The 21,853-nt window shown below is 71.7% G+C and carries 23 protein-coding genes and 2 pseudogenes; 9 read left to right on the top strand and 16 right to left on the bottom strand.

Translation table 11 applies throughout. From position 1 onward, the window contains the following. The first annotated feature begins 74 nt into the window (after positions 1-74). Entirely contained in the window at positions 75-302 is a 228-nt protein-coding gene (locus IAG43_RS34180) for a DUF6233 domain-containing protein (protein ID WP_187745053.1), read from the top strand. A gap of 107 nt (positions 303-409) precedes the next feature. Here the strand turns inward: IAG43_RS34180 and IAG43_RS34175 are convergent, their stop codons facing one another. From IAG43_RS34175 to IAG43_RS35085, 3 genes are all read right to left on the bottom strand, one after another. Then, complete coding sequence (locus IAG43_RS34175) at positions 410-1,642, bottom strand: hypothetical protein (RefSeq protein ID WP_187745052.1); 1,233 nt, start codon at positions 1,640-1,642, stop codon at positions 410-412. 214 nt (positions 1,643-1,856) lie between these two features. Continuing rightward, positions 1,857-2,747 carry a hypothetical protein gene (locus IAG43_RS34170; protein WP_187745051.1) on the bottom strand — a complete coding sequence of 297 codons (891 nt, stop codon included), beginning with the start codon at positions 2,745-2,747 and terminating at the stop codon, positions 1,857-1,859. Positions 2,748-3,169: 422 nt separating this feature from the next. Beyond that, the gene (locus IAG43_RS35085) at positions 3,170-3,301 is read right to left on the bottom strand and encodes a hypothetical protein (RefSeq protein WP_281404004.1); all 132 of its coding nucleotides are present in this window, start codon (positions 3,299-3,301) and stop codon (positions 3,170-3,172) included. Positions 3,302-3,777: 476 nt separating this feature from the next. On the opposite strand from IAG43_RS35085, the pseudogene lexA reads away from it, so the two are divergent. Continuing rightward, a pseudogene (gene lexA / locus IAG43_RS34165) lies at positions 3,778-4,323 on the top strand (transcriptional repressor LexA); the annotation flags it as partial. A 12-nt stretch (positions 4,324-4,335) separates the two neighbouring features. Here lexA and IAG43_RS34160 read toward each other — a convergent pair. After that, positions 4,336-4,756: pseudogene (locus IAG43_RS34160) on the bottom strand (helicase C-terminal domain-containing protein); the annotation flags it as partial. A gap of 789 nt (positions 4,757-5,545) precedes the next feature. Next, positions 5,546-6,037, bottom strand: coding sequence for a hypothetical protein (locus IAG43_RS34155; protein ID WP_187745050.1), 492 nt, complete (start codon positions 6,035-6,037; stop codon positions 5,546-5,548). Positions 6,038-7,334: 1,297 nt separating this feature from the next. On the opposite strand from IAG43_RS34155, the gene IAG43_RS34150 reads away from it, so the two are divergent. The 3 genes from IAG43_RS34150 to IAG43_RS34140 all read left to right on the top strand — a co-directional run bounded on the left by IAG43_RS34150 (position 7,335) and on the right by IAG43_RS34140 (position 10,050). Further along, positions 7,335-7,547: a hypothetical protein gene (locus IAG43_RS34150; protein ID WP_187745049.1), complete on the top strand. Its 213-nt coding sequence runs from the start codon at positions 7,335-7,337 to the stop codon at positions 7,545-7,547. 10 nt (positions 7,548-7,557) lie between these two features. After that, entirely contained in the window at positions 7,558-8,571 is a 1,014-nt protein-coding gene (locus IAG43_RS34145) for a helix-turn-helix domain-containing protein (protein WP_187745048.1), read from the top strand. A 573-nt stretch (positions 8,572-9,144) separates the two neighbouring features. Then, positions 9,145-10,050 (top strand): hypothetical protein, encoded by a 906-nt coding sequence (locus IAG43_RS34140; RefSeq protein ID WP_187745047.1) that lies wholly within the window; start codon positions 9,145-9,147, stop codon positions 10,048-10,050. 214 nt (positions 10,051-10,264) lie between these two features. Here the strand turns inward: IAG43_RS34140 and IAG43_RS34135 are convergent, their stop codons facing one another. The 4 genes from IAG43_RS34135 to IAG43_RS34120 all read right to left on the bottom strand — a co-directional run bounded on the left by IAG43_RS34135 (position 10,265) and on the right by IAG43_RS34120 (position 12,376). Continuing rightward, positions 10,265-10,615, bottom strand: coding sequence for a DUF6233 domain-containing protein (locus tag IAG43_RS34135; protein WP_246574859.1), 351 nt, complete (start codon positions 10,613-10,615; stop codon positions 10,265-10,267). A 325-nt stretch (positions 10,616-10,940) separates the two neighbouring features. Continuing rightward, the gene (locus IAG43_RS34130) at positions 10,941-11,384 is read right to left on the bottom strand and encodes a DUF2267 domain-containing protein (RefSeq protein ID WP_187745046.1); all 444 of its coding nucleotides are present in this window, start codon (positions 11,382-11,384) and stop codon (positions 10,941-10,943) included. A 61-nt stretch (positions 11,385-11,445) separates the two neighbouring features. Then, positions 11,446-11,841, bottom strand: a complete 396-nt coding sequence (locus IAG43_RS34125) for a DUF2267 domain-containing protein (protein WP_187745045.1) — start codon at positions 11,839-11,841, stop codon at positions 11,446-11,448. A 103-nt stretch (positions 11,842-11,944) separates the two neighbouring features. After that, positions 11,945-12,376 carry an Hsp20/alpha crystallin family protein gene (locus tag IAG43_RS34120; RefSeq protein ID WP_187745044.1) on the bottom strand — a complete coding sequence of 144 codons (432 nt, stop codon included), beginning with the start codon at positions 12,374-12,376 and terminating at the stop codon, positions 11,945-11,947. 104 nt (positions 12,377-12,480) lie between these two features. Here IAG43_RS34120 and IAG43_RS34115 point away from each other — a divergent pair, with 104 nt between their 5' ends. Further along, entirely contained in the window at positions 12,481-13,143 is a 663-nt protein-coding gene (locus tag IAG43_RS34115; protein WP_425508665.1) for a type III effector protein, read from the top strand. A 206-nt stretch (positions 13,144-13,349) separates the two neighbouring features. On the opposite strand, the gene IAG43_RS34110 is transcribed toward IAG43_RS34115, so the two are convergent. The 4 genes from IAG43_RS34110 to IAG43_RS34095 all read right to left on the bottom strand — a co-directional run bounded on the left by IAG43_RS34110 (position 13,350) and on the right by IAG43_RS34095 (position 16,095). Next, a complete protein-coding gene (locus IAG43_RS34110) occupies positions 13,350-13,700 on the bottom strand; it encodes a DUF6233 domain-containing protein (RefSeq protein WP_187745042.1) in 351 nt (116 codons plus the stop codon). Then, positions 13,697-14,710 (bottom strand): DNA polymerase Y family protein, encoded by a 1,014-nt coding sequence (locus IAG43_RS34105; protein WP_187745041.1) that lies wholly within the window; start codon positions 14,708-14,710, stop codon positions 13,697-13,699. Before IAG43_RS34105 ends, IAG43_RS34110 begins: the two co-directional genes overlap by 4 nt. After that, complete coding sequence (locus IAG43_RS34100) at positions 14,707-14,952, bottom strand: hypothetical protein (protein ID WP_187745040.1); 246 nt, start codon at positions 14,950-14,952, stop codon at positions 14,707-14,709. Before IAG43_RS34100 ends, IAG43_RS34105 begins: the two co-directional genes overlap by 4 nt. Positions 14,953-15,321: 369 nt before the next feature. Next, positions 15,322-16,095 (bottom strand): hypothetical protein, encoded by a 774-nt coding sequence (locus tag IAG43_RS34095; RefSeq protein ID WP_187745039.1) that lies wholly within the window; start codon positions 16,093-16,095, stop codon positions 15,322-15,324. Between the two features lie 633 nt (positions 16,096-16,728). Between IAG43_RS34095 and IAG43_RS34090 the strand changes: the two genes are divergently transcribed. After that, positions 16,729-17,391, top strand: coding sequence for an HNH endonuclease family protein (locus IAG43_RS34090; RefSeq protein ID WP_187745038.1), 663 nt, complete (start codon positions 16,729-16,731; stop codon positions 17,389-17,391). 192 nt (positions 17,392-17,583) lie between these two features. Here the strand turns inward: IAG43_RS34090 and IAG43_RS34085 are convergent, their stop codons facing one another. Continuing rightward, entirely contained in the window at positions 17,584-17,916 is a 333-nt protein-coding gene (locus tag IAG43_RS34085) for a DUF6233 domain-containing protein (RefSeq protein WP_187745037.1), read from the bottom strand. Positions 17,917-17,960: 44 nt separating this feature from the next. On the opposite strand from IAG43_RS34085, the gene IAG43_RS34080 reads away from it, so the two are divergent. After that, positions 17,961-18,182 carry a LexA family protein gene (locus tag IAG43_RS34080; protein WP_187745036.1) on the top strand — a complete coding sequence of 74 codons (222 nt, stop codon included), beginning with the start codon at positions 17,961-17,963 and terminating at the stop codon, positions 18,180-18,182. A gap of 18 nt (positions 18,183-18,200) precedes the next feature. On the opposite strand, the gene IAG43_RS34075 is transcribed toward IAG43_RS34080, so the two are convergent. Together IAG43_RS34075 and IAG43_RS35315 are read right to left on the bottom strand one after the other, a co-directional pair. Beyond that, complete coding sequence (locus IAG43_RS34075) at positions 18,201-19,409, bottom strand: pentapeptide repeat-containing protein (RefSeq protein ID WP_187745035.1); 1,209 nt, start codon at positions 19,407-19,409, stop codon at positions 18,201-18,203. Between the two features lie 185 nt (positions 19,410-19,594). Next, on the bottom strand, positions 19,595-20,845 hold the full coding sequence (locus IAG43_RS35315) for a replication-relaxation family protein (protein ID WP_425508666.1): 1,251 nt from the start codon (positions 20,843-20,845) through the stop codon (positions 19,595-19,597). 649 nt (positions 20,846-21,494) lie between these two features. On the opposite strand from IAG43_RS35315, the gene IAG43_RS34070 reads away from it, so the two are divergent. Then, entirely contained in the window at positions 21,495-21,827 is a 333-nt protein-coding gene (locus tag IAG43_RS34070) for a trypco2 family protein (protein WP_187745034.1), read from the top strand. Positions 21,828-21,853: the final 26 nt, after the last annotated feature.

Here is a 21,853-nt window from a genome sequence, read left to right as displayed (position 1 = left end):
TGTCGACTGGGCGTGATCCGGTTCGCCGCTGTGGAGTGCTCGAGACCCCGGGGCCGTGATGGCCCCGGGGTCTCGTGTGGCACGTACTCAGCAGCCTCGGTTCGAGCGAACCGAGGCTGCTGCTCAGACGGTCCAAGGGGTCTCAGGTGCCCTTCGGCGGGCGGCAGGTGCATGTGGAGGACTGCGCCGTCACCGGGCCGCGCACCCGCCGGGCCACGGAGGACGAGGCGCGGCGATGGACGGTCGAGGTGGGAGCGTGCCAGTTCTGCCGGCCGGACGCGCTGCTGGGCGTGCTGGAGTAGGCCGAGCGGCAGCCGCGTCGGCACCCACGACATCCTGCACCGCCCCTGATCGGCCCGGCCTCCAGCCGGTCGGGGAGGGCTTGTTCGCCTGAGCCAGGGGCGGACGGTCACCGGCCCCGGCCCGAGGTCTTGGCCGGGGCGGCCTGCTGCCGGTGCGCGGGCACGGCGGGGTCCGCGGGCGCGGCCTGACCGGGCGCGGCGGCGGTCGGGGTGGTGGTGGAGCGGGAGCGGGCGGCGGTGGCGGAGGCGCGGGGGCCGTCGGGGACCGGGGCGCCGGGCGGGGTGGTCAGGGAGGTGAGGGTGGCGGTGACCAGGCGGCCCGTGAGGTTCGAGGACGAGCCCTGCCGCCAGGCGCTGTTGTCCCTGAGTCCGGCTTTCAGGCGGTCCCGGAGCCCTTGTTCTCCTTCCGGGCCGCGGGCGATGTCGGCCATGCGGGCCGCGAGCAGGGGCCAGGCCCGGGTACTGACCAGCAGGGCCGTGTCCCGCTCGGAGGTGACGTACTCCTGTGTGAGCGACACCAGCCGGCTGTTCGCCGCGGTCGAGACGCCGAGCTGTTCCAGGGCTGCGGACCGGTCTGACAGGTCCAGGTCGTTGGGGACGGCGAGGCCTTGGGTCAGCGGCCCCCACATCGCGCGGGCGTCCGCGCTCACCGCCACCGGATCCGCAGCCGGGGCCGGATCGGGAGCAGCGGGGGCGGGGGTGGCCTCGGGCCCCGCGGGCGCGGCGTACGGGTTCGGGGCGGGAGCGGGGCGGGCGGCTGGCACCCCGGCCGCCGGTGCAGCGGCCGGTGCGGCAGCGGCGCCGGGCTGGGCCAGGAGGGCGGCGACGTCGCCACCCTGCTGGTCGAGGTGGGCCATCTTGGCGGCCATGTCCGGCCAGGCCGGGGAGGACAGGATCGCGTCGCGCACCAGGCCCTCGGGCATCGTCTTCGTGAGGAGGTCGGCCCACCGGTCGGTGCCCGCCGCGCTGACCTGGTTGGCTGCCACCGCCTGGTAGACGGTCTTGGCGGCCTGGCCGAGCTGGGGGAGGAAGAGGTTCAGGTCGACGCCGGCGCGCTGCAGCAGGACCATCTGCACCGCCATCGCGGGCCAGTCCTTCCCCGCCATCAAGTCGGCCAGCACCCGGTCGTCGAGGAACGGGCGCAGCGCGTCGGCGGCCCAGCCCGGGGCGAGCTCCTCCTCCCCCTCGGCGAGCTCCTCCTCCTCGCCCTTGCGGGCTTTCTGGGCGGCGCGGCGGACGGCGTCGGAGATCGTCATCATCAGCCGGAAGGCCGCCGCGGCGGTCTGGGCTGCTTCGGCGAACGGGTCGACGGCGGCGGGGTCGGGTGCGGGGGTGGACACGATCGGGGCTCCTTGCGCGCGGGTCAGCGGGACTTGGCCGGGCCGGTCTTGGGCGGTCCGGGAGCACGGGGCGGCACACCGGTAACGGCACCGGGCCCGGTCGGGCCACGGCCCGCCGCCCGCGACGTCCTCGCCGTACGGGCCGGGCCCGTACGGGCGGCCGAGTTGTGCAGGGCCGTCGAGAGACAGCCCATGGCGACGGCGCATCAGGAACCTACAGGCCGGCTCTGGCGAGGAGGGCTTCCGCCTGCTTCTCGGTGAGCACGGGTGGGGCGGCGGCCGGTGCGCGGCACGTGTGGCTGCGGTACGCCAGGAGGAAGATCTCGGCCGGATCCTCCGTTGTCAGTGTGGACGTGAGCAGCTCCCGCAGTGCTGGCGGAGTGTCCGCGCGGCACGCGATGTCGTTGCGAACGAGGATGTCCGGGTCCTCGGCCAGCAGGTCGCGGAGAGGTGCAGGGAGCTCAGGATGAGCGGCAACGGCACTGCGGACACGCGGATCCGGATCGCGGGCCAGTTCCGGAGTCGGGGGTGAGTGCCTCGCGGCGGCGGCGCGTGTCAACGGGTCTGCGAGGAGGGCAGGCAATAGATCAAGGGCCGGAGACCAGTGCACGAGTGCCGCCCGGCGGACGCCCGGTTCAAAGTCCGTGAACAAGGCCCGGCGCACGGCCTCCGGGGCGTTGCGACAGTGCTGGGGGATCCACTCCCGCACGCTGGAGTCTGGGTCCTGCGCGAGACGGGTCATGAGTTCAGTCGGCAGGTGCTTGTTCATCGTCAGGAACGAGCGCACCAGGGGCTCCGGATCGTCGGCCAGGCGAGCCAGCAGTCCGGGTGGCTCGTCGGTCGCGCTGGCGGCGGCCGCGCACCGAACTGCCGGTTCCGGATGCTCCGCCAGGCGGGCCTTGGTCGAGGCCGGCACCCAGTGGTTGGCGGCGAGCGACCGCGCGGAGCCGAGTGCGATGATCTCCTCGATCTGTTCCTCGGTCAGATCCCGACGCTGCAGTGCCGCCCTGCGGCGAGCCACTGGATGCTGGAGAAGGCGCCTCACCATGGGGGCGGGGAGGCCATCCTGGACTGCCAGCGCGCCAAGTTCAGAGTCCAGGTCCATGGACCGCAGGGTAAACCGACGCACCGTGCTGCCCATAGGCAGTCGCCAAGGTCCCGGATCGTTGCCGCTGCATTTGGCAGTTGTTCTCCGCAGCGGCGCACCCTACGGGGACGACCAGGAAGATCAACAGTCACTCAGCGTGGACCCTCCACAGAACCCGTGCCAGAGCCCCTAGAGATGAACGAAGCCAGCCAATGGGCTGCACCGCGTGACGCCCTGTCCCGTACGATGGCGATGTCTACGCCGGACGTGGTGTACATATTTCTCTGTGGCCACGGTGGGCGTGAGGGCAAGCATCCCGGGGCGGCTACCCCGGGACACAGGCCTTTCACCGTGCCGCGGTCAGCGGGCCCAGCCGTGTACGCATCGGCTGGGCCCGCTGTCATGCGTGCCTGCCGTACGTCTGGAACCGCGTCCGTGCGTCACCGCACGTACCGCAGCACTTCCTGGATGAGCACCGGCAGCACGGCGGCCCCCCAGCTGATCAGCAGGACCGGCCAGTACGGCGGGCGCTGAGGTCTGTTATTGGGCACTTCGGCTTTCGGGTCTTCCATGACCCCTCCTTGACCGTTCCAAGTCCCGAGGGAGACCTCGGGGTCACCGACCAGGTGTCGGCAACGATGTTGAGGAACTGCTCAGGTGAGGCTGCGCCCAGCTTAAAGGACCCTGCGGCCAACTAGGCGACGTGAACCACAAGTTCTGGGCGGTCGACACAATCCAACCACTAGATCTGGGGTTGGCCGACGAAACGCTCTCGGCGCGTGTCGCGCGTGTCGGGCGGATAGGGAGCTGCAGCGTGCACCAGCGCGCGCAGGCGAACGGTGGGAGCGACCCAGGAGGCGAGCAGCACGCCCGGACGGAGGTCCTTCGTGCACCCAGCGCCTACGGTCATCCCGGCCGTTCGCACGAACACCCTCATGAACGGGCACCTCAAGGAATCCGCACTTTCTCACTCGAACGTGCGTTTGGCGCAACCTTTCGAAAGCTACTACCGATGTCCAGCTAGGGAGACCATTCGAGAAGGGCCGACGTGACCACCACCGCTGACAGTGCCGCCCTCGCCGCTCAGGACCGCTCCCAGAACCGATACGAGCCGGTGCATGCCATGAATGACGCAACCACGACCCCGGAGGGCCCCCAGCCCACCCGCTCGCTGCCCGGCAGGCCCCCGGGCATCCGGGCCAACAGCTCCGGACTCACGGACCGGCAGCGGCGCGTCATCGAGGTGATCCGCGACTCCGTGCAGCGCAGGGGATACCCGCCATCAACGCGCAACATCGGCCAGGCGGTCGGCCTGTCCAGCACCTCCTCCGTCGCCCACCAGCTCATGGCCCTGGAGCGCAAGGGCTTCCTCCGCAGGGACCCGCACCGCCCCCGTGCCTACGAGGTCCGCGGATCCGACCAGCCGAGCACCCAGCCCACGGACACCACCGGCAAGCCCGCGGCCCCCTACGTGCCACTCGTCGGCCGCACCGCCGCCGGCGGCCCGATCCTCGCCGAGGAATCCGTCGAAGACGTCTTCCCCCTCCCCCGCCAGCTCGTCGGCGACGGCGAACTGTTCGTGCTCAAGGTCATCGACAGTGTCGACCTCCAACACTGCGTCGATCGCGGCCGGCGACCGCAGGGCCTGGTTGCGGTCGGTGATGCACCAGAAGTCCGGCAGCGAGGCCCGCAGACAGCTGCCGTACCGCGCGTTGGCCAGCCGAGGATCAAGCACACGGCGACGACGCCCCCGGTCCCCCGTGGCCCGCACCAGCCGCCCGGCGCCCTGGGCCATCAGCAGCGCCGCGTGCGTCGCCGCGACGGCCATGAAACCGTTGCCCCCCGGCCTCCTCCACCGCCTTCTGCCACGCGCTCATCAGGGGGTCGTCGGGCCGCGGGAACGGAATCCGGTCCATGACCACGAGCTGGCAGCTCGGCCCCGGCACGTCCACGCCCTGCCACAGCTACAGGGTGCCGAACAGGCAGGTCTGCGGATCGGCCCCGAAATTCCTGATCAACTCGCCGACTCCGGGTAGTCGAAAGGGGAACCGATGTTCCGCTCCCCGTCCTTCCGTTCGTTCGGACCCCCAGGGGCGTCCACAGGGCAGCGCTAGACTCCTTTTCTACAGGCGCTCACTGAGCAAGGGAGGAGCACAGCATGCGTTGCCCTTCGTGCTCCGCTCCCACTTACATCGTCGCGCGTCGCGTCGATGTCGATGGCTCAGAGCTGCGGCGCCGACAGTGCGTAACCTGCGAGAGCCGTTTCACCACCCGGCAGGCCCTGGTGCTCGTTGCTTCTCAGCGATGCGGGGTGCACGAGCCGTTCTCGCGGCACAGCATCATGACCCGTGCCCGCAGCGCTGTCCAGCATCAGACCCGAGCAGACGATGCGCGAGCACGGCGCTGCCGATCCCGGCGACAGCTACCCGGAACGCCTCATCATTCCGGTGTTCTCACACGCCGACTGCCCAGCTCCGGCACCTGCGACACAACGCCCCATGTGCCGGGGTCGGCGTCGGGCCGGGACTGACCCAGCACCCTTCTGTCCATTTCTTCTCCACGAGGGAGCGCGGTGCGCTTCCCGGCCCCTTTGGGCGCACCCGTGTCTTCATGTGGCCTGTGATTCAGGACCTATTCATCAGCACGCTCAGCGGTGCCCTTGTCGCGATGGCCGACGCTGCAGGACGGGCACTGCGCCGGCGTCGCGCTGAGCGCCTCGCTGAAGGGGAGCGGCCTCGACCCGAGCTGGGCGGTAACGAGTAGGCCGCTATCTCTTCAGGTAGTTGTCCGCTGTCCTGTCCTGCCCTGATTGCTGTTCACGGCAGATCGTCCTCGCTGAACACCCGGCTCGACGGCTGAGGTGGTGCTCGCCAGCCACACGGGACGGCGCCCAGCAGCAGGCCGTCGGCCGCGAGGTCGGCGTCCGCGGTGATCTGGGCGCCGGGGAAGGTCGGTCCGCCCGGGCAGTCCTTGGCCCGGGTGCGGGTGCGGAGCGTCTCCAGAGGGCTGGTGGTGGCCAGGTAGAGCTGGTGGACGACGTCGTCGACCATGTCCTGGTGCGGCAGCTCCAGGACATGGTCGAGGGTGAAGCCGACGGGATCCTCCATGGCGGCGAGGTGGAGCGGGGTGTAGGTGAATCCGTAGGAGTTGCGGGCCATCACCTGGTACCAGGCCGCGGCGAGCAGCATGCGGGCCAGATGGGCTTCTTCGTCGTGGGTGCGGTCCATCGGCAGCCCGCGGCTGTCGAGGTCCAGGGCGCGCACGGTCTGGGTGAGGCGTGCGGCCAGTTCGTTGCCAACCGCGCGCATGCGCAGCCCTTCGCAGCCCCAACCGAGCCAGCCGGTCATATCGATCCCGGCCTCCGAGGCCAGGTCGACGGGCGCGGCAGCGGTGAAGGCGAGGCGCAGGCGTTGATCGATAACGGTGCCGACCGTGCCGGGCCTCGGTGCCGACCCCAGGCCCTGGCAGCAGGACCTGGTCGCTTCGGTGCTGGGCGCGGAAGGACTCGCGCAGCGGCCGGGGGCCGGCCGACAGCTCTCGGTCCAGGAACCGGCGCAGCGGGGTCCGAGGACCGTGCAGCCCCGACGTCAGGCTCATGTGCGGAGCACCGCCCTTGCTGAGGAGGTACCGCCCAGCGGGGCGGTAAAAGTCGTCAGGCAGGACGCTATGAACACGCGCTGACACCGTGTCGCCACACGAAGGACATGCGAGGCGCCGAGGGCGCAGGATTCACCACGGCGAAGGACGACGCACCAGCAAGCGCCCGCCGCAGCCGTCACGGGCAGGCGTCACGCAGTGACGCCTGCCGAGCGCGAAACGGCGGCGCCAGGCCCTGGTGCGGCAGCGCAGTGAGCAGCAGCGGCTGTCCGCTCGCTTCCGGGGCTGGAGCGGGGCGTCGCTCGCGTACCAGGTGCGGTTGCACTCCGGGCAGCGGGAGCGGGGCCAGTGATGGCGTCGCCAGGCGTGGACGTGATCCGGGGGCAGTACGGCTTGAGAGGTCGGCTGCTCCAGGCCCCAGAGGCGAGACGGCATGCTGCCGGCGGCGGATCACGGGGGCGACGATGCCGTGCTGACGCCCCGGCTTCGGCCGGGCTGGTGGGGGTCGCCGGGTGATGGTGGAGGGTGGCCGCATCCCGGACGGGATGCGCCACCCTCACTTCGTGGGCCCGCGCTGGAACACGGGCCCCCCTGTTTTGTGGTGCAGCCACTACGCCAGGGATCGCTCCGCGCTGCGGCGGAACTAGCGTCGCCATGAGGGTGGCATCGCCGCCGCTCCAAGGCAACGCCCCGCTGGACGGAATTGAATCAAGGGATCGGGTTTACCCCTCCTGAGCTGCGATTTTCCTTAGGCGCTTGTCATACCGGCCACCCGTTCGCCCCCCTGTGGGTGTCGCCTCTCGGACGGGTGCGCATCAACCGGGCCCGCCGCGTCGGAACGGATTGTGATCGCGGGATTACTGGTGAGAAGATCCCACCGGTTCGGCGCTCAGGGTCTGGAAGCCCTGCCGGATCACGTTGGTGCAGCCGTCATCAGTCGCGCGTCCCGCCGTGGAGGCGCGACTGGTGCACCTGACGAATCGTCACTACGAAAGGGAAGTAGTCCTGATGCGCAAGCACACACCCCAGCCCGAGGGGCCCCGCCCCGGGGACCGGCCGCTCACCGGCCGCGAGATCGTCGTCGTGGTCGTCATCATGGTGCTCAGCGCCGTGCTGACGATCGCGGGACTGCCGATGTTCGGCATCGCCGAGCTCCTCGGCGGCTCCGCGTTCGTCGCCCTGCGGCTGATGCGCTCCGGCCCCGCGGTCGCCGGGCCGTAGCCGAGCTGCCGTGGGCCGGCCCGAGAAGGCCGTCACCGCGTCGAACCGCCAGCTGCGTGCGCTGGTGCTGTGGCTTCGTGCCCAGCGCCGGCGCCGGGGGCTGACCTACACGGCGATGGCCAACAGCATCGACAACAAGATCACCGCGTCCGTGCTCTCCCGGGCCGCCAGCGGCGCACGGGTCCCCTCCAGGGCCGCGGTCGAGGCGTACATCGAGGCGTGCGGCGCCACCGCCGAGCTGCCGGAGGGGCTGCGGCTGTGGAAGGCGGCGCGCGCCGCCGAGCAGCAGCAGCGGCGGGGCGAGGAGAACGAGTTCGAGGACCTGGCGGTCGAGCTGGACAAGCTCCTGCACCCGCTGCTGATCGAGAACCCGGGGCAGCTGCGCCGGGCGATGGTCCGGCTGCGCGAGGAGGACGGGCAGCCCTCGCTCGCCGAGCTGCAGGAGCGTGCCGGAGTGGACGAGCAGGGCCGGCGTCGTCTGCCCAAGAGCAGCCTGGGCGCGATCCTGAGAGGTCGCGCGGTGCCGACCCGGGTGCACATGACCGCGTTCCTTCAGGCCCTGCGGCTGTCGCGGCGCAAGGTGAGCGAGTGGGAGAACGCCTGGGACCGGGTGCACGGCCTTGCGGGCCCCGTGCCTGCGCCGCGGCGCAGGCACGGGGCGCACCCCATGCCCGAGCGGGTCCTGGGCGGTGAGGAACGAAGAGCGCGGCGCCCGGCCCGGCAACGGCCGCTGCCGGCGCTGTCACTGTCGGTGCCCCAGGCCGACGCCGCCAGCCTCATGTTCATGTACGCGATGGCGACTTCGGAGGAGATCATGTACACCGACACGCGTATCACCAGGCGCCTGGCCCCTCCCGGCGCGCGGCCCCGCCTTCCCGGGCCCTTCGAGGCCCTGCCCCCGCTCGGACAGACCGGAGCGGGCCTGCCGATCCGCGCACCCCGCCGCTACCCACCCAGCGCACCCCCCGCCCCCGGTCGCGGCCTTCTGCCGGCACCCGGCACAGTCCCGCGCCACAGCCGCTGACCCCGCCCGCGGGAAGACACGAAGCCGCCGCCCTGCCAACGGTCCCGGGACTGCCGGATATCCGGGCGCTGGACTCCGGGCCTGCGGAGCCAGACGTCCGCAACCCCGGCGCTCTCCCCAGCGAGCAGCCGAGGGCCGAGGCGGGCCTGGAGCGTCCTGCCCGCACCGGGTGGCTGGAGGCGTTCGAGGACGGCGACGGCGCGGGCAGCGTGGGCACCGATGATCCAGGCGGCGAGAGTGCCGACAGGTTCGTTCTCGCCCTTGAAGGCGAGGGCTGGCGATGGTCCATCGGTAGAAGTGGCCGGAGCCGTCGAGGAGGGTGCGGGTGCTGCGGGGCGCAGGTGCTGGATTGCCGGCGGAAGGAGGTTATTCCGACCGTGCACCTATTCCCCTTTCAGGCATCATTCTGGTGCTCGCCGACTCATCCGAGCCGGTTCGCACCACTGTCGCGGTAGTCCTGACCGGGTTAGACGCTCAGGCCCGCGTGATCACGCGTTGATTGCGCGCCCCCGGTCCTCGTAACAGCTGACAACTCAGTACATCTTCGCGGTCATTGCACTAGCATCACTTCGCATGAGCCTTGCAGATCGGCAGAGAATCGCGTTGTTGGAGTGGCTGGAAGAGCTGGTACATGACTCCGATTCAGAAGTGGTGGATGCTGGGACGTGGGCGATACGCAATGGCGTTCCGGAAGCGGAACTGCTGCCTCTGATGCACAGCCTGGTGGATGGCGGATTCCTGAAGGACCTTGTGGTTGATCAGGGCTGCTGGGTCTCGCTCACCCCTGCCGGCATCGCGGAAATTCGGTCCATTCAGGCAAAGCGTACGAACCGCTTAGATCGCAACATCTATGCACGGAACGTGATCCTTCAATGGCTCTACGACCACGAAGAGGAGCAGGTTCGTTCCCTTGCCGAGATGATCAATGATCCTCAAGTGCACTTCTATGGGGACCCTTTGACGAGTGACGAGACAGGGCGGGCGTTTTCTTACCTGCGCGAGCAGTCCATGGTCAGGGCAAGGAGAGCTTTCGGCGGAGATATTTTGACTCCAAGGATCACGGCCCGTGGCATCGCATGCGTGGAAAGTGGGAAGACCGTGGCAGACTTCACCAACCCGCAGCACAGCGGCGGAAACGTCTACAACACGTACCTGCCGAACGCGCAGGGGGTCATCGTGGGCGAGCAGCAGAACTTCACCCAGAACAACAACGCTGGCATTGATCCGAGCGCGTTTATCCGGCTCGCGGGATACCTCGGACAGGTGAGCGCGACGCTCGGGCTGGAAGACTCCGAGCGGATCGAGTTGGAGCGGGCGGCCCAGGAACTGCATGCCGCAGCCACGTCCACCTCCCCCGAGCCAGGCCGACTACAGGCGCTTACGAGCCGCATCGTCGAGGGACTGACCGATGCCGCGGGCACGGTCGCCGGACAGATCGCTCTCCAGATGGGGCAGGATGCTCTGGGCTCGCTGGGGTGACAGGAGCTCCACGCGAAGGGACGTCGGACTCCTCCACGGTGGCCCGCACTCTCCACTCGTTCACAAGTTGTGAGTGCGCAGGCTGTGAGGCCGGGCGTTGCTGGGAACGAGCACACGTGAGTTCGGCAGCTGCGTATACGGTGACCGGCGGATCCCTTCTGCTTCTGCCGGCGCCCGGGCAACTCGTTGTAGCGGAAGTCCCGCTGGCTGCTGCTCAGGTGACGCCGAGGGCCGCGTCGGCGCCGCAGTGCGAACACGCCTCGACGCCATCAGCCGCAGCCCGGGCCGCCACGTCGCGCGTGACCGCGTGCACGCGGGTGCCGGCCATGCGGCAGCCGCCGACATGGACATAGAGACGGGGCCGGTCGGCGCCGATACCGGTCCCGACCACCCAGTCCGGCACCAGCGGCGCGGCCGCGGCACCCCGGCGGCGCTCCACGTCCCGGCGCTCCAGGTCGGCGATGCGGTCCCGGACGCGCTTGAGGGACAGCTGGAGCCACAGCTCCAGGACACGGAGCCGGTCGGCGTCCGCAGGCAGATCCCGCACCGGCCGACCCGTCGTCATCCGGCGTGCCGGTAGGTGGCAGCGGGGCCGGCGCCGGCCTGGTCGAGGGCGCTGGCCATGCGGTCCGCGGGACCGGTTCGAGGGCTTCGTGGGAAGGAGGCTGCTGGTGTGTCCGGCTCGCAGGCGTGGTGCGGTCTGGGCGGCTTCCGGGCATGGCTGCTGCACGGCCCCGGCCGACATGGAGAACCGGCGCAGGTACCGAACGTGCTGCGGCCCCCTGGCGCGATGCCTGGGGGCCGCTGATCTGCACGAGTCCCGTGGGGTCTTGACGACCCGTGCAGGCACCGTGCTCAGCGCTCCCGGTGCTGACGGGACACGGCTTCCTTTATGCGGCCGGGTGGAGTTCGGCGCGGCCGAACAGCAGGGCGTAGCCGGTGGGGAGGCGGGCCAGGATGCGGGTGATCAGGTCTTGGCCGGCGTGGGCGTTGACGGCGGCGAAGACGGAGCCGGTGTCCCAGCGGGTGGTGGCCAGGGAGGCGCGGGAGCGGGTGGCGAGGTCCTTGACGAAGGCCCAGCCGGTCAGCGGCTGGGTGTCGGGGATCTGTGCGGTCAGCACGCGTGCGGCCTCCAGGGGCAGGCAGGCGGCGAGGTCGGCGCGTTCGTCGCCTGTCAGCTGCCGGCCCAGTCCGGCGAGGACGAGGCGGACGGCTTCGTCGGCCCGCTCGCGGGTGGGGTAGGCGCCCTCGTAGCGGACCTTTTCCAGCATCTGCTCGTACGCCGCCGTGTACTGCTGCTCCTGTTCAAGCGGTACGCGCACGTCGGTGATCACTGCTGCATGCCTTTCGTCAAGCCTTAACGGTGGTGCCCGGACGCTGCGGCACCGGTACGGGTCAGGTGGGTTGGGGGCGGCCGAAGAGAAGGTCGTAGCCGGCGGGGAGCTGGAGCAGGATCTGGCTCAGGAGGTCCTCGTCGGCGGCGTCGGCGACGGTGGAGAGCACGGCGCTGACGTCCCAGGTCGCCGTTGCTTCGGTGGCGCCCTCGATCCACGCGGAGGTCGCGCGGACGAACCGCTGCGGGGTCAGCGGTTCGGCGCTCTGGAGCGGGTTGAGCAGGATCAGGGCGTAGGCCTCCGGCAGGCGGGCCGCGAGGTGCGCGCGGACATCGCCGTTCAGATGCGCTCCGAGCAGGGCGAGGACCACACGGGCCGCCCGTTCGGCTTCCTCCGCCGTGGCGTACTCGCCGCGTTCGCGGACCTGGTCGAGGAAGGCTTCGCGTCGCCACACCATCGCGTCCACCCCGTTTGTCTCTGCGGACTGTTCGAAGGGGGGTGCGGAGGGCGGGAGGAGGGGGATATCAGGTGCCCGGCCCTCCGCACCGGTCCGGCTGGTGTCAGCCGGAGATCTCCTTGCGGCCGGAGCCGACGCCGATGGAGATCTTGCGGGGCTTGGCGCGCTCGGCGATCGGGATCCGCAGAGTGAGCACGCCCGCGTCGTAGTCGGCCTGGATGTGCTCCGTGTCCAGGGTGTCGGCGAGCACGATCTGGCGGGAGAAGACGCCCAGCGGCCGCTCGGACAGCTCCATCTTCACCTCGTCGGCCTTCGCCGCCGGCCGCCGCTCGGCCTTGACGGTCAGCATGTTCCGCTCGACGTCGATGTCGATCGCGTCCGCGCTCACGCCGGGAAGGTCGAAGGCCACCACGTACTCGTTGCCCTCGCGGTAGGCGTCCATCGGCATCGCTGACGGCTTGGACCAGGTGCCCGGTCCCATCAGCTGCTGCGCCATCCGGTCCAGCTCACGGAAGGGGTCAGTGCGCATCAACATCGTGAAACACCTCCAGCAGGTTCGAGCGGTTGCTGCCAATGCGCTGCACTGACACCGTTGTAACATGTCGTCCAATGGATGACAAACATGATGTCGTTGATTCGATGACTTACCGAGGAGGGAAGTCCGTGACCGCAGCCGAAAGGCCGTCCCCGACCCGTGCCGACGCCCACAGCCCGGCGTCGTTTCTCGCAGCCGCTGCGGCTCTTGCCGCCGTCGACGACGCGCTGCGCGATGCGCAGCACGAGAGGGCCGATGCCTCCCGGCCCGGTCCTGAGCAGGCGCTGGCATCCCTGATGCTGCTGCGGCAGGTGCGCGAGCAGCTCGCCGGATGGGAGACCGGGCTGATCGAAACCGCCCGCGACGCCGGCGCCAGCTGGGCCGACCTCGCCCGCCCCCTCGGCGTCGCCAGCCGCCAGGCCGCCGAACGCCGCTACCTGCGCGGCCGCCCCGGCCCCGCTGGCGCCACCGGCGAACAGCGCGTCACCGCCACCCGTCAGGCGCGCGCAGCGGAACGCGCAACCGCCACCTGGGCCCGCGCCCACGCCGCCGCCCTGCGCAGCCTCGCCGGCCAGATCACCGCACTCCCCGACCTCCCGACCGCGGCCCGTCGCCCACTCGGCGAACTCCACACGGCCCTCGCCCACGACGACCCAGCCGACCTCATCGCCCCCCTGGCCGCCACCCGCCCGCACCTGGCCACCAACCACCCCGACCTCGCCGCCCAACTCGACAGCCTCACCCCTCCCGACCTCTCCACCGCATAGCAGAAGGACCACCGAATCGCCGGTCAGGGTGACCGGCATGCGGGGCGGCGCGCAGAAGTCCCCACAGACGGCGTAAGCAGGCTGCCCAGACGGCGACGGTGTGCCCTGCACCGCCTGCCGGCCACCGCGCCACGCTGTTCGCCGCCGACCATGTCAACGACCTGCCCGCAGCACGTCCGAAGATCGACTGGCCTGCTGCCCGTTGGTCAGGTGATGCCGAGGGCCGCGTCGGCGCCGCAGTGCGAACACGCCTCGACGCCATCAGCCGCGCCCCGGGCCGCGACGTCGCGCGTGACCGCATGCACGCGGGTGCCGGCCATATGGCAGCCGCCGACATGGACGTAGAGACGGGGCCGGTCGGCGCCGATACCGGTCTCGACCACCCAGTCCGGCACCGCGGGCGCGGCCGCGGCACCTCGGCGGCGCTCGACGTCCCGGCGCTCCAGGTCGGCGATGCGGTCCCGGACCCGCTGAAGGGAGAGCTGGAGCCACAGCTTCAGGACGCGGAGCCGGTCGGCGTCCGCAGGCAGATCCCGCACCGGCCGGCCCGTGGTCATCCGGCGTCCCGGTAGGTGGCGGCGGGTCCGGCGGTGCAGGGCCCGAACCGCTGGTTGAGCTGGTCGATCGCCTTCTCCGCCGTCAGCCGGTGCGCACGCTCGGGCTCGAACGACAACTGCTCGGCGACGGCGGTCGCGGCCACCAGGTCGTCGCAACGCAGTGCCAGGCCCCGCACCCGGGCGCGCTGGAGGCCGAGGGAGGCGAGCAGGTCGTAGGCGAGGTCGCGCAGGTCGTCGGTGTGTGCCGAGGCGCCGAGCGGCAGCCGGCGGCTGCGCTCGACCTGGCTGCCGCCCGCGAAGACCACGGTGAGAGTCAGCGCGCGGGCTGCCTGCCGGCGGCCGCGCAGCCGTTCGCCGAGCTCGACGGCGAGGGACAGCGCCACGGAGCGCAGCAGTTCGGGGGCGAGGGTGTCGGCCTGTAGGCGGCGCTGTGCGCTGGTGCTGCGGGGCAGGTCGGTGGCGACGACCGTGCGGTGGTCGATGCCGCGGGCCCGCTCGCGCAGCAGGCGGCCGGCGCGGCCGCCGACGAGCCGCTGGGCGGTGGCTTCGGGGAGGTGGGCGAGCAGGCCGATGGTGTGGACGCCGTAGGAGGTCAGGGTGCGCTCCTGCGCCGGGCCGATCCCGTCCAGCGCGCGGACGGGCTGCGGGTGCAGCCAGCCGGTCACCTCGTGCGGGTCGACGACGAGCACTCCCCCTTCCCCGGCGGCGTTGGTGGCGGCCGCGCGGGAGGCCATGGCCGCCACCGACCATGACGGGCCGACGCCCACGAGCAGCGGGACGCCGCTGTGGGCGAGGACCCGGGTGCGCAGCATCCGCGCGAGGTCTGCGGGGCCGCGCCGGTGGTAGCGCAGGCTGCCGGTGGCGTCGGCGATCAGCGCGGCGGGCGGCAGGACCTGGACAACGGGGGTGACGTCCTGGGCCATCTCGATCACCTGCTGGTACGCGGCGGGGTCGATATCGCGGGGGCACCTGACGTGCAGCAGCACGGGGCTGCGGTGGAGCTCCGTCATGGCGATCCGCCTCCCGCCGCGTGTTCGCGGGCCTGGGCGCGCAGCTCGCCGAGACTCGCGCCCGCGCCAGCCGGGCTCGACCAGTACGGGTGGGCCAGGAGCTGGGCCGACAGGCGGATGACCCGCCGACGCAGTGCCGTGCTGCCGCCGGGGCCGGCGGGCCGGGCGAGGCGTGCGTAGGCCCGGTCCAGATCCTGCTGGGTCTCGATCAGCTCGTGCGGGTACCGGGTCTGCGTCGCCATACCCCGAGTAAAACACTTGTTCGATTTTTTCGGCCACCTCGAACCTGGGGGAAGGCGGCCGTCCGTGACCCGGCCGAGTGGCTTCCGTCGGCCGCAGCCCAGACAGACGGCACGATCGCTCCGCAGTGCTCCCCGGCCTGCGCCGCTGCGGCCGCGCATCACTCCAGCTGGTCGGCGCCGGGCCGGGAAGCACACACGGCGTCCAGACCGGTTTCCAGCGCACAGCCGGCTTCGCGTCGAGGCCGGCCGGCCGGGGCACCCGTCCACGGCCCGACCGGCCTGGGCTGTGTCCGCACCAGGGCCGCGTGCTCTGCGGCGGCCTGGTGCAGCCCCATCCGGGCATCCGTCAGATCAGCGAAGAAGCCGGCGTCAGGTCCCCTCGTCCGTCCTCAGCTCGGGACCGTCCGCAGTCAGTGTGAGGTGCTGGGCCGCCACCTCGCGCAAGACGGCGAAGACCCGGTTCGCTCGCTCGCTGCGCGCGCTGCCGAACGACTCGCGTGGAGCGGTCAGCAGGGTGTGCCAGTGTCGGCCGGTCAGGCGTCTGCTGCCAGCCGCACGGAGGGCGTAGCGCACGCTGCGGTTGCCTTGTGCTTGTAGCGTCGGCTGCTCGGGGGTCACGAGCCGGTGGGCGGCTTGGGCGAGGCTGTGGCGCAGCGGCAGCGGCACCTGCTTCCAGGTCGGGTCGCCTGTCCCTGGGAGCAGCAGTCCTTGAGCGGGGCCAGTCTCGGCGCGGAGCGGTCCTGTGTCGTCGGCCCTGTCCCGTCGACGGGTGCTGTGTTCGCCGGGCGCCGGCTGCTCGGCAACCGGTTCGGGTTCGGGTTCGGGTTCGGGTTGCGGCGGAGGGTCCGCGCAGTCGCTGGTGCGTCGGTGGGCGGCGAGTCCGGCGGCTGCGCCCGCGTATGCGCAGTCGGGGCAGCGGACCCAGCCGGCTCGGTTGACTGCTTCTTGGACCACGGAGCGATCCGGCCCGTAGCCAGCCCCGACGAGGCGCTGCGGCAGGCTCTCGCCCCGCACAGCGCGAAGTGCCGCGGCTGCGGTGATGTCGTGCCCCAGGACGAACCAGCGGCCGATCTCCGCCTCGCCACCGCATCCGCAGAAGCAGTACCCCGTTGGCACCAGCCGTGTTCTCGTCGATTCCGTCATGCCTGGGGACGGTACGGGCCCAGGCCGTCGTGGGCCGGCGCATTCACGATCTCGACCGCACCTGCCCGAAGGCGACCAGCCAGCGACCGCGGATGATTGGCTCGCTTGCGCAACATGCTCAGTAGGCTCGGCATGCGATCGTGCTGCAACAGCGCGCTGTTGCAGCACGCTACTGCTGCTTGACCAGTGGGTTCGCTTGGATGCCGAGCTGCGAGTGCGAACAACGTCAGCGCGAACAGACGTCTTGGTCGCGTTCCTGCTCGTGGTTCCCTCATCCCGTGCCCCAGCAGGCTTGGGCAAGCCGGCTTCCCCTTGATCCGTCCGGCCGGGGCAAGCCGGTACTGCGGCGCGAAGCCGACCCCGCCTGCACATCACCGCCCCGCAGTCCGCTCGCGGGCTCGCCCGCGCCGGGCCCCGGGAACGTCCCCACGAGGACCAGCCCCCCACGCTCCCGCCGGCCTCCTCACCAAGGTAATGACCGGCAGCACGCGGGCACCCGATGGTCACGGGCGCCCGCGTCGGTAAGGCCGGGCCGTGCGGGGACGTTTCACCAGGTGAACCTGCGCTCCCGTCCGGGTGACGGGGCGCGCCGGGCGGGGCGGGCGGCCGGGTCGGGCCGGTATCAACACGGTCGTGATCAAGAACTTTGCGCGCGGCTTCACCGCGCTCGCCCTGACCCTCGCCCCGCTCGTCACGACGGCTGCCCCCGCGCACGCTCTGGAGGCCGTGCCGCTGGCGGACGCGGTCGAGCTGCTGCCCGTCGCGGTCGAGGACCGCACCGGCTACACCCGCACGAGCTTCAAGCACTGGAACAGCGGTGACGACGCCGGCGACGGCTGCAACACCCGCCAGGAGGTGCTGCTCGCCGAGGCCGTCGTCGCGCCGGAGGTCGGCCCGAACTGCGCGATCACGGGCGGCTCGTGGACCAGCTACTACGACGGGCAGACGGTGACCGCCGCGGGCTCCCTGGACATCGACCACGTCGTCCCGCTCGCCGAAAGCTGGGACTCCGGGGCCAGCGCCTGGACCCCGCAGCGTCGGGAGGCCTACGCGAACGACCAGGGCGCGCACGCCTCCCTCGTCGCGGTGACCGCCCGCTCGAACCGCAGCAAGGCCGACCGCGACCCGGCGGAGTGGATGCCGCCGGCCGCGGACCAGCACTGCCGGTACGTCGGCGAGTGGGTCGGCACCAAGCTCCGCTGGGGTCTTGCGGTCGACCAGGCCGAGCAGGAGACCCTCGCGGTGTTCGCCGAGGCGTGCGAGACCACGATCGTCACCTACACCACGGCGCCGTAGGCCGGTCCCCGCGGGTTCCGCCGCGGGCGCGTGTCAGGTTGCGCCCGCGGCGGAACGCGCGGGGCGGGGCCCCTGACAGGTGTCGAAGCTGGGCGGGGCCCCGCCGCGGCGCGGAGGACCCGCCAGGCCCCGATCGCGCCACCCCGTGCAACGAGCCGGGCGCGGCCGGGACACGGCCGCCAGGAGCCGGCGCTACGCGACGCCGAGCTCCGTATCGGCGCGGCAGTGCGAGCAGGCCTCCACGCCGTCGGCGACGGCCTGGGCGGCGGCGCCGCGGGAGACGGCGTGGACGCGCTGGCCCGCCATGTGACAGCCACCGACGTGGACATACAGCGGGGGCCGGTCGGCGCCGATCCCGGTCTCGACCGTGAAAGCCGGCGTCGGCGGCCGCCGGGCTTCACCCACGCGCTGCTCCCGCTCGCGCCGCTCAAGCTCGGCGATCCGCTCCCGGACACGGTCCAGGCTCAGGACGAGCCACATCTCCAGGGTCCGGAGACGAACGAGGTCAGGCGGAAGGTCGGTCACCCTCCCATCTTGCACCGATATTCGAACACAGGTTCTACTGAGGGATGAGCAGGCAGAAGACCGACCACCCCTCCGACACTCAGGTGCGGCTCCTGCGGCACATCCCGTCCGCCATCGCCGACCGCGGCGAAGCGCCGAGCCTGGCCGAGCTCGCCGCCGCCACGGGCATGGCCCGCTCCTCAGTGCACTACCAGCTCCGGCAACTCCAGGAGAAAGGCGCGCTCGCCGTCGAGCCTCACCAGGCCCGCGGCATCCGGCTCACGTAACCAGCACGTCAGCACGGTCTACCAGTGGGCAGCCAGGGTGAGCCCTGCGGGCAAAGACGGTGGGTGGGGAAGGTTCACCGGGCGTGTTCCCGTCGCCGCGCCGAAGTCGACCGTGCCGCCGGAGAACGTCGCCCCGACGAAGTCGACCCTGCCGCCGGAGAACGTCGCCTCGCGAAAGTCGACCGTGCCGCCGGAGAACGTCGCCCCGACGAAGTTGACCGTGCCGCCGGAGAACGTCGCCATGCCAAAGTTGACCGTGCCGCCGGAGAACGTCGCCTCGCCGAAGTTGACCGTGCCGCCGGAGAACGTCGCCCCGACGAAGTTGACCGTGCCGCCGGAGAACGTCGCCATGCCAAAGTTGACCGTGCCGCCGGAGAACGTCGCCTCGCCGAAGTCGACCGTGCCGCCGGAGAACGTCGCCCCGAAGAAGTCGACCCTGGCGCCGGAGAACGTCGCCCCGAAGAAGTCGACCCTGGCGCCGGAGAACGTCGCCCCGACGAAGTTGACCATGGCGCCGGAGAACGTCGCCCCGACGAAGTTGACCCTGCCGCCGGAGAACACCGCCCCGCCGAAGCCGCCGCCGTCGAAAACCACACCAGTGAAGTCGAGGTGCAGCCCAGCCCATGAGTGCTGGTGATCGGCCGGGTGGCGGAGGTGGTCGCGGATGAGTCGGATGATCGTGTGCCGGACTTGTCGGAGGGAGAGGTAGGCGTGTTGGGCTTCGGTGTCGTTGGGGAGCAGGTCGCTTTGGGGGGTGTAGGGGAGGCGGAGGTAGGCGCAGAGGACGTCGACGCAGGTCTGGCGCAGTTCACGGGTGGGGGCGTCGTCGGCGAGGCCGGCGAGGGCGTGGACGCCGCCGAGGCGGACGGCGGCGGAGTCGTCGCCGAGCTGGGCGACCGCGGCCGTGAAGCGTTCGGTGTGCAGGCGGGTGGCGTCGCGGAGCGCTCCGTCCTCGTCGACGCGCTGGCGGCGGTAGGCGACGACCAGGGCGACGAGGGCACCGGCGCCGGCGACGACACCGAAGGAGAGCTTCACCAGGTCGAACAGCGTTTTGGAGTCGATCTTCGGCTGCTTCTTCAGCTCCCGGGCGCCGAGGAGGTCCCAGCCGGTGTTGAACACGAACCCGGCGACCACGAGCGCGGCGGTGAAGGCTAACGCGAGGACGACACCGACGTTCCACAGGCGCAGCCCCCGCCGCCCGCGGCGGCGGGCTATCTGGAGTCTCATGCCCGACATGATGCAGCCCGCACGCAGTCTGGTTGCGGGCTGTGCGCGGGCACTGCCAGTCAGGGGTGCTCCGGTGCCCGCGGTCGGCGGCCGGGGGCGCGGGCACCCGGGCACATGAGCGGTGTCGGGCGAGGAGAGAGACGGCCCGGTGGTACTGCTCCCAGAGCGCTTCTGGGCACCGGGCCTCACCCGCGCACGCCATATCGGCACGGGCTGCCGCCGACCCTCACGGCCGGCAACAGGCCCTGGGGGCGGGGGCGAGAATCGGTGCGGGAGCGCAGGCGGGCGAGGACTCCGGTCTGTGCTCGCCGTTGGGCCAGGTCGCGGTGAACCTCTTCGCAGCGGGGGCACCGGCCGAGGGGGGCGGGCTGGTAGGCGCCTGGGCCGGACGGCATGCCGGTGGCGGTCGCTCCGCCGCAGGACGGGCAGGGCCAGACGGACGGCGCCGCCTGCTCCTGTCCGCTGGCCTGCTCGCCCTGCTCGTCCTGCGGCCGGTGGCCCTGGTCGGGCACGCGGGGCGCGGGAGGGGCGCTGGGGTGGGCCAGGGCGTCGGCGAGGGGCTGCGGGGCGCCGGACCGGGTCCAGACGGGGCCGTGGGGCCCGTGCTCGCGCAGCAGGGCGAGCGTGGTGGTGACCAGGGGCACGGTGTCGCTGTCGCCCGGCCGGCTGCCCGCGGCTGCCAGCAGGCGCGGGAGGCGTCGCGGATGGCGTCGATACGGCGAGCGAGTACCGGCAGGGAGACGTCCTTGGCGAACACCAGGGCCACTGGTGGATGCCCGACGATGCTGGGGGCGGGCCACCGGGTGGACCACGGGGGCCGCGTTGTCGTGTCGTGCGGGTCCGTGGTGCGCAGGCGGAACGCGTCGCGGTAGGCGGTGATCTTCGCGGCGACGGCGGCGGGTGGCTCGCCGTGGTGGTCGACTTCCACGAACAGGAGAGGGACGCCGTCCTCGGGGGGCGACGAGGACCGCGTCGGCCCGCAGGTGCCCCGTGCCGGGGAGAGGGACGTCGGTCGTCCAGCCGCGCAGGTGCCCGATGCCGCGCGGGCGCACCGGCAGTTCCCGCTGCGGAACGGGGCCGGCCGTGCGGCGGGGCACCGGCCGGGTGGGCAGCGGGGGTGACTGCCGGATGACGTCGATGACGTCCGTGACAGCGAGCTGGTGCGCGGCGCCGGCCTGCGCCGCGGCCCGCCCCGTCGCCCCCAGCTCCTGCACCGGCCGCTCCAGCTCGGTCGCGGCCGCGGCCTGCCCGGCCGGGGTGAGGGACCACAGATCCTGAGACACCGGTGTCCCCGTGCGGCCAGGACGCCACGTGCGGCCCGCCGACTCCTTGAGCTCCGCGTCCCGCAGGTCCTTGCAGGCGTTGCGGACGGTCTGCTCATCCGCCGTCCCGGGGAGCACCAACTGCCGGAGCTGCCCGGTGGTCGCGACCCGCACGACCCCCAGCGCCAGGAGCACCAGGGCGCGGGCCCTGCCCGTCGACTTGTAGCGCAAGACCTGCCGACCCGTCACCTGATCCCCACCGATCGGGCTCGTCGACGAGCCTCGTCGCCGTCACCGCCCGCTCCAACAGGGCGAAGGCCGACCGTGACCCCGCCGAGTGGCTCCCGCCGGCCGCCGACGTCCACTGTCGCTACATCGGCGAATGGGTCGCAACCAAGCTCCGTTGGGGACTCGCCATCGACGAGACCGAACTGGCGACCCTGGAGGTCTACGGCGAGACCCGCGAGACCACGGTCGTCAACTACACCGTCGCACCGTAGCCGCCCGGCCGGCCCCGCCGGCTGGGCGCGGCTTCACCGTCACGGGGCCGGCGACGCTCTGCGCCGGTGCCGAGCTGAACGTGGACGGCGACGACCGCGGCAGTGCCCCCGCGCTCACCCGGGCGCCGGGGCACTGAGTGCCTCTCAACCTGCTGTCGGCGTGCGGGAGTTTGGCTGGCGGGCAGGGTGGCACCTCTGGTGGATGTGTTGTCGACCGGGTGAGTCGGCCGAAGTCGGCTTTCGCTGCGAAGGTCCCTGCGCGGCCTCTACGGTGTTCGCATCGACCTGACGGTAGATCAGGTATTCGACAGGGGGTTGGTCTGATGGATGTTCCGCTGGCTGACGCGGTCGCGGCGGTGCGCGACGAACTGCTCGCAGCCGCCGCGAGGGCGGGCGAGGACCCGGGGGTGGTGTTCGCGGTGGGTCCGGTGGAGATGGAGTTCGAGGTCGAGCTGCGCGCGGATACAAATGTGAGGGGCAAGTTCAAGCTGTGGGCGGTGGGCGCGGAGGTGGGGGCCGGGGTCTCCCGGGGCCGCACTCACCGGGTCTCCTTCACTCTCACCCCCAAGCGCGCCGACGGCACGGATCTGCTCGTCCACTCCGCGCAGGAGCGCCCGGACGGGCCCGGTGACGTGTCGGGGCGCATCCCGGACTGACAGTCCCCCAGGGTCCGGCCGGCACG

This window comes from Streptomyces genisteinicus (genome assembly GCF_014489615.1).
In the GTDB taxonomy this organism is placed as follows: Bacteria; Actinomycetota; Actinomycetes; order Streptomycetales; family Streptomycetaceae; genus Streptomyces; species Streptomyces genisteinicus.
The sequence above is the reverse complement of the archived record's forward strand: the minus strand, read 5'-3'. Positions and strand labels throughout refer to the sequence as shown.

Coding starts and splice junctions, on each gene's coding strand:
- IAG43_RS34170 (WP_187745051.1), bottom strand. CDS start 2,747: ATGGACCTGGACTCTGAACTTGGCGCGCTGGCAGTCCAGGATGGCCTC.
- IAG43_RS35085 (WP_281404004.1), bottom strand. CDS start 3,301: ATGGAAGACCCGAAAGCCGAAGTGCCCAATAACAGACCTCAGCGCCCG.
- IAG43_RS34155 (WP_187745050.1), bottom strand. CDS start 6,037: ATGCGCGCGGTTGGCAACGAACTGGCCGCACGCCTCACCCAGACCGTG.
- IAG43_RS34150 (WP_187745049.1), top strand. CDS start 7,335: ATGCGCAAGCACACACCCCAGCCCGAGGGGCCCCGCCCCGGGGACCGG.
- IAG43_RS34140 (WP_187745047.1), top strand. CDS start 9,145: ATGAGCCTTGCAGATCGGCAGAGAATCGCGTTGTTGGAGTGGCTGGAA.
- IAG43_RS34135 (WP_246574859.1), bottom strand. CDS start 10,615: ATGACGACGGGTCGGCCGGTGCGGGATCTGCCTGCGGACGCCGACCGG.
- IAG43_RS34125 (WP_187745045.1), bottom strand. CDS start 11,841: ATGGTGTGGCGACGCGAAGCCTTCCTCGACCAGGTCCGCGAACGCGGC.
- IAG43_RS34120 (WP_187745044.1), bottom strand. CDS start 12,376: ATGTTGATGCGCACTGACCCCTTCCGTGAGCTGGACCGGATGGCGCAG.
- IAG43_RS34115 (WP_425508665.1), top strand. CDS start 12,481: ATGACTTACCGAGGAGGGAAGTCCGTGACCGCAGCCGAAAGGCCGTCC.
- IAG43_RS34110 (WP_187745042.1), bottom strand. CDS start 13,700: ATGACCACGGGCCGGCCGGTGCGGGATCTGCCTGCGGACGCCGACCGG.
- IAG43_RS34105 (WP_187745041.1), bottom strand. CDS start 14,710: ATGACGGAGCTCCACCGCAGCCCCGTGCTGCTGCACGTCAGGTGCCCC.
- IAG43_RS34100 (WP_187745040.1), bottom strand. CDS start 14,952: ATGGCGACGCAGACCCGGTACCCGCACGAGCTGATCGAGACCCAGCAG.
- IAG43_RS34095 (WP_187745039.1), bottom strand. CDS start 16,095: ATGACGGAATCGACGAGAACACGGCTGGTGCCAACGGGGTACTGCTTC.
- IAG43_RS34080 (WP_187745036.1), top strand. CDS start 17,961: ATGAGCAGGCAGAAGACCGACCACCCCTCCGACACTCAGGTGCGGCTC.
- IAG43_RS34075 (WP_187745035.1), bottom strand. CDS start 19,409: ATGAGACTCCAGATAGCCCGCCGCCGCGGGCGGCGGGGGCTGCGCCTG.
- IAG43_RS34070 (WP_187745034.1), top strand. CDS start 21,495: ATGGATGTTCCGCTGGCTGACGCGGTCGCGGCGGTGCGCGACGAACTG.